This window comes from Cellulomonas sp. P5_C6, assembly GCF_054049635.1.
Genome location: NZ_JBFULZ010000161.1, coordinates 1 through 9,505, shown reverse-complemented (window position 1 = coordinate 9,505; position 9,505 = coordinate 1). Strand labels below are relative to the sequence as shown.

General features: G+C 73.3%; 7 protein-coding genes and 1 pseudogene. 7 read left to right on the top strand and 1 reads right to left on the bottom strand.

The annotated features are described in order from the left end of the window. A partial coding sequence (locus ACXJKG_RS15990) for a hypothetical protein (protein ID WP_456846735.1) occupies positions 1-504 on the bottom strand: 504 nt, incomplete at its 3' end. Positions 505-589: 85 nt separating this feature from the next. On the opposite strand from ACXJKG_RS15990, the gene ACXJKG_RS15985 reads away from it, so the two are divergent. The 7 genes and pseudogenes from ACXJKG_RS15985 to ACXJKG_RS15955 all read left to right on the top strand — a co-directional run. Continuing rightward, the gene (locus ACXJKG_RS15985; protein WP_456846734.1) at positions 590-2,440 is read left to right on the top strand and encodes an ABC transporter ATP-binding protein; all 1,851 of its coding nucleotides are present in this window, start codon (positions 590-592) and stop codon (positions 2,438-2,440) included. Positions 2,441-2,667: 227 nt separating this feature from the next. Then, positions 2,668-4,455, top strand: coding sequence for an ABC transporter substrate-binding protein (locus ACXJKG_RS15980; RefSeq protein ID WP_456846733.1), 1,788 nt, complete (start codon positions 2,668-2,670; stop codon positions 4,453-4,455). 106 nt (positions 4,456-4,561) lie between these two features. Next, entirely contained in the window at positions 4,562-6,502 is a 1,941-nt protein-coding gene (gene typA, locus ACXJKG_RS15975; protein ID WP_456846732.1) for a translational GTPase TypA, read from the top strand. Between the two features lie 7 nt (positions 6,503-6,509). Next, entirely contained in the window at positions 6,510-7,457 is a 948-nt protein-coding gene (locus ACXJKG_RS15970) for a PIG-L family deacetylase (RefSeq protein ID WP_456846731.1), read from the top strand. A gap of 5 nt (positions 7,458-7,462) precedes the next feature. Then, a complete protein-coding gene (locus ACXJKG_RS15965) occupies positions 7,463-7,876 on the top strand; it encodes a DUF6113 family protein (RefSeq protein ID WP_456846730.1) in 414 nt (137 codons plus the stop codon). Further along, complete coding sequence (locus tag ACXJKG_RS15960) at positions 7,873-8,358, top strand: flavin reductase family protein (RefSeq protein WP_456846729.1); 486 nt, start codon at positions 7,873-7,875, stop codon at positions 8,356-8,358. The genes ACXJKG_RS15965 and ACXJKG_RS15960 overlap by 4 nt, the downstream gene beginning before the upstream one ends. 219 nt (positions 8,359-8,577) lie before the next feature. Then, a pseudogene (locus ACXJKG_RS15955) lies at positions 8,578-9,505 on the top strand (hypothetical protein); the annotation flags it as partial.

Here is a 9,505-nt window from a genome sequence, read left to right as displayed (position 1 = left end):
GTCGCCCGCCACGCGGGCGGCCTCGGCCCCGCGCAGGTGGCCGGCGGCGACGAGGGCGTCGTGGCGCTCGGCGATCGCCGCGGCCACCGCCTCGGCGGAGCCGTGCTGACGGCGCGGCTCCTCGGGCTCGGTCCGGCGACGCGAGCTGCGCAGCCAGCGGCCCGTGGCGCTCGACCGGGGCGCCGCCCAGGCGGTCACGTCGGCGCCCGTGGTGTGCAGGACCAGCGAGTACTGCACGGTCAGGCCTCGGTAGGCCGGCCAGGGCACGTGCACGGTGGCCAGCACGTTGCGCACCACGATCTCGCCGTCGCTGACCTCGACGGCCGGGCGCCAGAACAGCGCCCAGACCACCAGCACCACCGCGCCGGTCACCGGCAGGAGGCGAGCGGTCTGCTCGACGCCCTCCTGGAACAGCGTGACGACCAGCGCGACCACGCCCAGCACGGCCGTCGCACCGGTCAGCCAGCGACCGTAGACCGACGAGAACTCCTGCGTGGCACCCATTCGCCCATGCTCCCAGACCGGTGCTCGCCGACGGTGACCCCGTCCGCCCGTGCACCCCGTCCTCGCGCAGTAAGGAACTGACACCGTGGCCATCGACACCTCCTCCGCGGCGCCCGCCCCGGCCCCGACCAAGGCCCCCGTCCTGACCGTGCGGGACCTCGGCGTCGACTTCTACGTCGACGGCACCTGGTTCCCCGCCGCCGCCGGCGTGAGCTACGACGTCTTCCCCGGCGAGGTCCTCGCCATCGTCGGCGAGTCGGGCTCGGGCAAGACGCAGTCCTCGATGTCGCTGCTGGGCCTGCTGCCCGCCAACGGCCGCGCCAGCGGCAGCGCCAAGCTGGGCGACCGCGAGCTCATCGGGATGACCCCGCAGAAGCTGCGTCACGTGCGCGGCAAGGAGATCGCGGTCATCTTCCAGGAGCCGATGACGGCCCTGAACCCGGTGTACACGGTCGGCTTCCAGATCATCGAGACCATCCGGACGCACTTCGACATGGGGCCGAAGGAGGCCCGGGCGCGTGCGCTCGAGCTGCTGCGGCTGGTCGAGATCCCGGACCCGACGCGACGCATCGACGCCTACCCCCACCAGCTCTCGGGCGGCCAGCGGCAGCGCGCGATGATCGCCCAGGCCCTCGCGTGCGACCCGAAGCTGCTCATCGCCGACGAGCCCACCACGGCGCTCGACGTCACGGTGCAGGCCGAGATCCTCAAGCTGATGCGCGACCTGCGCAACCGCATCGACTCGGGCATCGTCCTGATCACGCACGACATGGGCGTCGTCGCCGACATGGCCGACAAGATCATCGTGATGAAGGACGGCCGCGTCGTCGAGGAGGGGTCGTCGATCGACATCTTCACGGCACCGACGCACCCGTACACGATCAAGCTGCTCAACGCCGTCCCGCACCTGGGCCGCAGCGCGGAGGCGTCGAGCGTCGGGACCTCGGACGCCACGACGACGGCCCGCCCCGTCGCACCGACCGCGGCTCCCGTGAGCGACAAGGCGATCGTGCTCGAGGCCAAGGACCTGGTCATCGAGTACCCCGGGCGTCGTCGTCAGCCGGCCTTCCGGGCCGTCGACGAGGTCAGCCTGACCATCCGGCAGGGCGAGGTCGTGGGTCTCGTCGGCGAGTCCGGCTCGGGCAAGACGACGATCGGTCGCGCCGTCGTCGGCCTGCTGCCGGTCACGTCGGGCGAGCTGAAGATCGTCGGGCAGGACATGGTCGGCGCCTCGATCAAGGACCTCAAGCCGCTGCGCAGCAAGGTCGGCATCGTGTTCCAGGACCCGGGCTCGTCGCTGAACCCGCGTCTGCCCATCGGCGAGTCGATCGGCGAGCCGCTGCTGCTGCACCGCGGGATCAAGGGCCAGGAGATGTCGAGGGCCGTCGAGACGCTTCTCGACCAGGTGCAGCTGCCGCGCGCGATGCGCAACCGGTACCCGCACGAGCTCTCCGGCGGTCAGCGCCAGCGCGTCGGGATCGCCCGCTCGCTCGCGCTGGAGCCGCAGCTCCTGGTGGCCGACGAGCCGACGTCCGCGCTCGACGTGTCCGTGCAGGCCGCGGTGCTGGAGCTGTTCCAGGACCTGCAGCGCGAGCACGGGTTCGCGTGCCTGTTCATCAGCCACGACCTCGCCGTCGTCGAGCTGCTGTCGGACCGGATCGCGGTCATGCACAACGGCAAGCTGGTGGAGATCGGGGAGACCGCGCAGGTGGTCAACAACCCGCAGGACGCGTACACGCAGCGACTGCTCGCCGCGGTGCCCGTGCCCGACCCGGTGGCCCAGCAGGAGCGTCGCGTCGCCCGTGACGCGCTCCTCGAGATCCAGCGCGACGAGCTCGCGTACGAGGACGCCGCCAAGGCCGCGGAGGCCGAGGAGTTCGACGCCCACGACATCACGGACGTCGACAACGAGCGGACCACGGGCCGCGGCTTCTGACGTCGTGCTCGCCGAGAGCGCCGTCCCCCTCGGGGTGCGGCGCTCTCGTCGTCCCACGGCCCGGCGCGTCCGCCGTTCTTCTGCCGATTCGGACAGATCTGTCCGGCATGGTTGACCAACGGGTGAGAACGACCGATACCTCCGGTGCGGAGGTGCGACCGTCCGCCTCGGGGATGTCGGCCAGCGGGAGGCGCACGGTGTTCAGAGGGTCACGTATCGGGGTCGTCGTGCCCGCGGTGCTCGTCGCGCTCGTCGCGGTCGGCGGGTGCACGGACCAGACCCCGCAGCCGAGCCGCAGCGGCACGGTGGTCGTGGCCGTCGGGGCGCCGTTCACGTCGCTCAACGGGGGGACCGTCGAGGGGCGCACCCCCGGCAGCACGCTGGTGCGCTCGCTCGCGCAGGCGGGGTTCGTCTCCCTGGACGAGGACGGCACCGCGGTGCCCGACGACGGCTTCGGCACGGTCGCCAAGGTCAGCGACGCACCCCTGACGGTGACGTACACGATCGGGCGCAAAGCCACGTGGTCGGACGGCACGCCGGTGACGACGGCCGACCTGCTGCTCGAGTGGGCCGCGCGCAGCGGCCAGCTGGACGACGTCGTGCCCGAGCTGGACGCGCAGGGCGGGGTCACCAACAACGACGCGCTCGACGCGGGGGTCGCGTTCGCGGCGGCCTCGCCGGCCCTCGTGCACGCGGAGCAGCTGCCGACGATGGACGGCCCGACGTTCACGCTCACCTATGCCACGCCGGTGGCCGACTGGCAGACCGCGCTGGACGTGGGTGTCCCCGCGCACGTGATCGGTCAGACGGCGCTGGGCGTCGAGGACCCGGCGGCCGCCGCCGAGGCGGTGACCAAGGCGATCGTCGACCAGGACAAGGCGGCCCTGAGGTCGATCTCCGCGGCGTGGCGGACCGGCTTCGACGCCGACACGCTCGCCCAGCACGTCGACCAGGCGGTCTCCACCGGCCCGTACGTGATCGACCTGATCGTGCCCGGGGAGCGCGTCGAGCTGGCGCGCAACGACGAGTACGACGGTCCCGGGAAGGCGGCGTACGACCGGATCGTCGTGCGCAGCGACCTGGACCCGCTGGAGGAGGTCGAGGCGCTGGACGCCGGCACGGTCGACGTGGTCACGCCGACGGACACCAGGGACGTGCTCGACGCGCTGGCCGACGTCGACGGGGCCGACGTGCGGACGGGCGGGGACAGCACGCTCCAGCTGCAGCTCCAGGCGGCCGGCGGCGGGGCGTTCGACCCTGCGTCGTACGGCGGCGACGCCGCGGTGGCGTCGGCGGTGCGGCGGGCGTTCCTGCTCTCGGTCCCGCGCGACGCGATCGTCTCCACCCTGGTGGCGCCCCTCTGGCCGGAGGCCACCGTCGAGGGCGCCCTCCTGCCGTCGGTCGGACCCGACGCCGGCGGCGACGTCGCACCGAGCGGCCCCGCCGACGTCGCGGGAGCCCGACGCCTGCTCGACCAGGCCGGCGTCACCGACCCGCCCGTCGTGCGCGTGCTGACCAACACGGCCGACCCGCTGCGGACCGCGATGCTCGCCCTGCTCACGCAGACCGCGTCCGACGCCGGGTTCCAGGTGGAGCCGTACACGCCGGCCGACGGTCTCGGCGCGGACCTGGTCGGGGCGCCGGAGTCGTGGGACGCGGCGCTGGTGCCGGTGTCGCAGGCGGACCTGCCGGTCGACTCCGTCGTGTCGCGGTGGGGGACCGGCGGCGTCACGAACGTCACGGGCTGGACCGACCCGGCGACCGACGCGGCGCTGGGGCCGCTCGCGCAGAACCTCGACCCCGCGAAGGTCGAGGACCTGCTGGCGCCGGCGGCGCAGAGCCTCGAGGACGGCGGTGCGGTGCTCTCGCTGGTGCGGCAGCCCGTCGTCGTGGCCACGCGGGGGTCGGTGACGTCGACGGCGTCGAGCACGCCCGCGCCCCTGGACGTGGACCCGCTGCAGCTTGGCCGGGCGGACCTGACCTCGTGGTGGTCCTGGGCGCGGGCCCGTCGCTGACGTGCGTCTCATCACCTTCTGACCCAGCCGGACGGGTGGGCGGGTAGAATCGATCGGCGCGGCCGACGACCCGGCGCGCTCCCCACCTTCTGAGATGAGTTCCCCCATGTCTGAGCCCACGTCTGCGCCGACAGGCACGAGCGTGCGCAACGACCTGCGCAACGTCGCCATCGTCGCGCACGTCGACCACGGCAAGACCACGCTGGTCGACGCCATGCTGTGGCAGTCCGGCTCGTTCGGTTCCCACGCCCACGTGGACGAGCGCGCGATGGACTCCGGCGACCTGGAGCGCGAGAAGGGCATCACGATCCTCGCCAAGAACACGGCGATCCGGTACACGGGTCCCGCGGCGGCAGAGATCGGCGAGCCCGGCGGCATCACCATCAACGTCATCGACACCCCCGGTCACGCCGACTTCGGTGGCGAGGTCGAGCGCGGCCTGTCCATGGTCGACGGCGTCGTCCTGCTGGTCGACGCGTCCGAGGGTCCGCTGCCCCAGACGCGCTTCGTGCTGCGCAAGGCGCTCATCGCCAAGCTGCCCGTGATCCTCGTCGTGAACAAGACGGACCGCCCCGACGCGCGGATCACCGACGTCGTGCACGAGGCGACCGACCTGCTGCTGGGCCTGGCGTCCGACCTGCACGAGGACGTCCCGGACCTGGACCTCGACGCGATCCTCGACGTCCCCGTCGTGTTCGCCGCCGCCAAGGCCGGCCGCGCGTCGCTGAACCAGCCCGCCGACGGTGGCCTGCCGGACTCGGAGAACCTCGAGCCGCTGTTCAAGACCATCCTCGAGCGGATCCCCGCGCCCACCTACACCGAGGGCGCGCCGCTGCAGGCGCACGTCACCAACCTCGACGCGTCGCCGTTCCTCGGCCGCCTCGCCCTGCTCCGCGTCTTCAACGGCACGATCCGCAAGGGCCAGACCGTCGCGTGGGCCCGCGCCGACGGGACGATGCAGAACGTCAAGATCACCGAGCTGCTGGAGACCAAGGCGCTCGAGCGGGTCACCACCGAGTCCGCCGGCCCCGGCGACATCGTCGCCGTCGCCGGCATCGAGAACATCACCATCGGCGAGACCCTGACGGACCCCGACGACCCGCGTCCGCTGCCGCTCATCACGGTCGACGACCCGGCGATCTCGATGACCATCGGCATCAACACGTCCCCGCTGGCCGGCCGCGGCGGCAAGGGCCACAAGGTCACCGCCCGCCAGGTCAAGGACCGCCTCGACAAGGAGCTCGTCGGCAACGTCTCGCTCCGCGTCGTGCCCACCGAGCGTCCGGACGCCTGGGAGGTGCAGGGTCGTGGTGAGCTCGCGCTGGCCATCCTGGTCGAGCAGATGCGTCGCGAGGGCTTCGAGCTGACCGTCGGCAAGCCGCAGGTCGTCACCCGCAAGGTCGACGGCAAGGTGCACGAGCCGGTCGAGCGCATGACGATCGACGTCCCCGAGGAGTACCTCGGCGCCGTCACGCAGCTGCTCGCGCAGCGCAAGGGCCGCATGGAGACCATGTCGAACCACGGCACCGGCTGGGTCCGCATGGAGTTCCTGGTCCCCGCGCGTGGCCTCATCGGCTTCCGCACGCGGTTCCTGACGGACACCCGCGGCACCGGCATCGCGTCGTCCATCGCCGAGGGCTACGAGCCGTGGGCCGGCAACATCGAGACGCGCATCAACGGCTCGCTCGTCGCCGACCGCTCCGGTCCGGTCACGCCGTTCGCCATGATCAACCTGCAGGAGCGCGGCTCGTTCTTCGTCCAGCCCACGCAGGAGGTCTACGAGGGCCAGATCGTGGGCGAGAACTCGCGCAACGAGGACATGGACGTGAACATCACCAAGGAGAAGAAGCTCACGAACATGCGGTCCGCGACGGCCGACAACTTCGAGAACCTCATCCCGCCGCGCAACCTCACGCTGGAGGAGTCCCTCGAGTTCGCCCGCGAGGACGAGTGCGTCGAGGTGACTCCCGAGATCGTGCGCATCCGCAAGGTCGTGCTGGACCAGACCGAGCGCGCCCGCATCACGGCCCGCTCCAAGCGCGCCTGACCTCTGCATGACGGGCCTGCTCGCGGTGCACGCGCACCCCGACGACGAGTCCCTCGCGACCGGCGCGCTGCTCGCCACCTGGGCAGCCGCCGGTCGTCCCGTCACCGTGGTGACCTGCACGCGCGGTGAGCGCGGCGAGGTCATCGGCGACCGCCTGGCCCACCTCGAGGGCGACGGGCCGGCGCTCGCCGAGCACCGCGACCACGAGCTGGGCAGGGCGCTGGCCGCCCTGGGCGTGCGGGACCGCGGCTACCTCGACACGATCCCCGGGTCCGTCGATCAGCGCTTCGAGGACTCCGGCATGGAGTGGCTCGGCACGGGCCGCGCCGGGCTTCCCGACGAGGTCCCGGCGGGGGCGTTCGTCGGCGTCGGGCTCGAGGAGGCCGCCGAGCGGCTGGCCCGCGTCATCCGCGCGCGCCGCCCCGACGTCGTCGTCACGTACGAGCCGGGCGGTGGCTACGGGCACCCCGACCACGTGCGCACGCACGAGGTGACCCAGTGGGCGGTCGACTTCGCGGGCTCCCGTGGCGACGACGCGTCGCCGGCGTTCGCCGTGCCGGTCGTGCTCTGGGCCGTGCGGGGTCGCCTCGCCCTCCAGCGTGGCCTGCGCGCGCTGCGGGACGACGCCGTGCTCGCCGCGCTCGGTTCGCTGTACGAGGAGTTCACGCTCCCGGACCCGAACGACGAGCTGCCGTCCGTCGCGGTCCCCGACGACGAGGTGGACCTCGAGGTCCCCGTGCTCCCGGTGCGGACCCAGGTGCTCGACGCCCTGCGCGCCCACGTGACCCAGGTCCAGGCGGTCCGCGTGATCGACGGCGACGACGCCCTGGTGGCCTGCTATGCACTGAGCAACCGCGTCCTCGCGCCGATGCTGCCCACCGAGGGCTACCGGCGCGCGCCCGGCGGGTCCGGCGAGCCCGTCGTCTGGCCCGACGGCATCCGCCCGGTAGCCTGACGCGCGTGCAACGCCTCACCGCTGGTGCGATCGGCACGGCCGTCGCGACCCTCGTCCTCGGGGTGCTCGTCGGCGCCCTGGGCACCGTGATGCACCGCAGCATCCAGCCCTGGGGCGTCGTGATCTGCCTCGCGCTCGCCTTCGCCGCCGCGATCACCTCGCGCGCGTGGGGCGGCCTGGTCGCGCTGCTCGGCTACGCGATCGGGCTGTTCGTGTCCGTGCAGCTGCTCGCCCAGGAGGGCCCCGGCGGCGACACCCTGGTGCCCGACGGGCAGGCCATCGGCTGGGTCTGGGTGCTGGGGTCGATCGCCGTGACCATCCTGGTCGGCGTCCTGCCTCGCAGGTTGTTCGACGACCGGCCGCGCCCGCCCAAGGCGGTCGCCGTCGTCGAGGCCGACGGGTCGGACGCGACGCCGTGACCTCCCCGGAGGCGTTCCGCTCGGCCGTCGGACGGCTCCCCGCGGGCGTCGCCGTCATCACGCTGCGCTGGCGCGGCACCCTGCACGCCATGACGGCCAGCGCGATCACGTCGGTGTCCCTCGAGCCGCCCATGCTGCTGTTCTGCGTGCACACCGACGCCCGCTTCCGGGACGCGCTGGACGACGTCGACACCTGGTCCGTGAGCGTCCTCGCCGACGACCAGGGCCACACCGCCGACTGGTTGGCCTCGCCCGGGCGCCCCGCGATCGACCAGCTGGCCCGCGTCCCGCACCACCCCGCGCAGGAGGCCGATGCCGTCTGGGTCGACGGGGCCGCGGCCTGGTTCGACTGCCGTACGGCCTCCGTGCACCGCGCCGGCGACCACGACGTCGTCATCGGGACCGTCCTCGCCGAGGCKCAGGGCGCCGCGGACGCCGGCGGCCTGGTGCACCTGCGCGGCCGCCTCCGCCCGGTCAGCTGACTCTGCCGAGCCCGCGTCCGTTCCTCCCCGCCCCCGCCGCTGCGTCCGCACGATCGAGCGTCCTGACGACCGAATCTGCGGACGTCGCGGACCGGAGCGCCGTACGAACGCGCGGGTGAGAACGCCGCTCTCACGCCGCGCCGTCGGCGAGATCGGTTATCCCAGGCACGTAGACTCGCGCGGGCGCGTTGTGCGCGCGTGGAGCAGCAGGGGAGCAGGATGAGCAACGGCACCGAGCGCGACGAGCCCGGACAGCGCAGCGAGAAGGAGCGGCAGACTCCGCCGGCCTCGCCCAGCAGCGGTCCCTCGTCGGACCCGGTCTGGCCCGTGTGGGGTGGCGCAGGCGCGCCGCAGACACCCGCGGAGCCCGAGGTCACGGACGACGAGGTTGCCGACGACCCCGCCGCCGACGCCCCTGCCGCCACCGACGCCGAGGCCACGCCCGAGGTCGACGACTCCGCGCCGGAGTCCGACGAGGCCGAGGTCGGTGCTGCGGAGGCTGACGCGGACGTTGCGGAGCCCGAGGCCGAGGCTGACAGCGCGGAGCCGGACGAGCCCGTCGAGCCTCGCGAGCCGGAGGCCGACTCGGTCGACGCTCCGCGCGACGACGCCGGCGCGCCCGAGGATGGCGACCCTGGGCCGGCCGACGACGAGGCGGCTGACGCCAACGCCTCGGACGTCGAGCCCGAGGCCGACAGCGCGGAGCCTGCCGAGCCTGCCGAGCCTGCCGAGCCTGCCGAGCCGAAGGCCGATGCGATCGACGCTCCGCGCGATGACGCCGACGCTCCCGAGCCCGCCGAGGAGCCCGAGCTCGCGGACGAGGCAGTCGCGGCCGCGGCGGTGCCCGCCGAGACCGATGACGGCGATGCGACGGAGCCGGCCGCCCAGCTCGCCGACGAGGCAGCTCAGCCCGAGCAGGACGCGGTCGACGAGCCCGCGGAGGTCGACGAGACCCMCGACGCGGCGGACGAGGCTGCCGACGTCGACGAGACACCCGAGGCCGCGGAGCCGGAGTCCGACGAGGTCGTTGTTGCCATGACCGCTGCTGCCGACGCCACCGAGGCTGAAGCCCCCGCGGTCGACGCCGACAGTGCCGATGTCGACGCCGCGCCGGACGCCCCGAGCGCTGAGAAGGACGAGCCCGCCG

Bases quoted from the DNA above. Each gene is read 5' to 3' on its own strand.
- typA (WP_456846732.1), top strand. From the start codon at position 4,562: ATGTCTGAGCCCACGTCTGCGCCGACAGGCACGAGCGTGCGCAACGAC.
- ACXJKG_RS15970 (WP_456846731.1), top strand. From the start codon at position 6,510: ATGACGGGCCTGCTCGCGGTGCACGCGCACCCCGACGACGAGTCCCTC.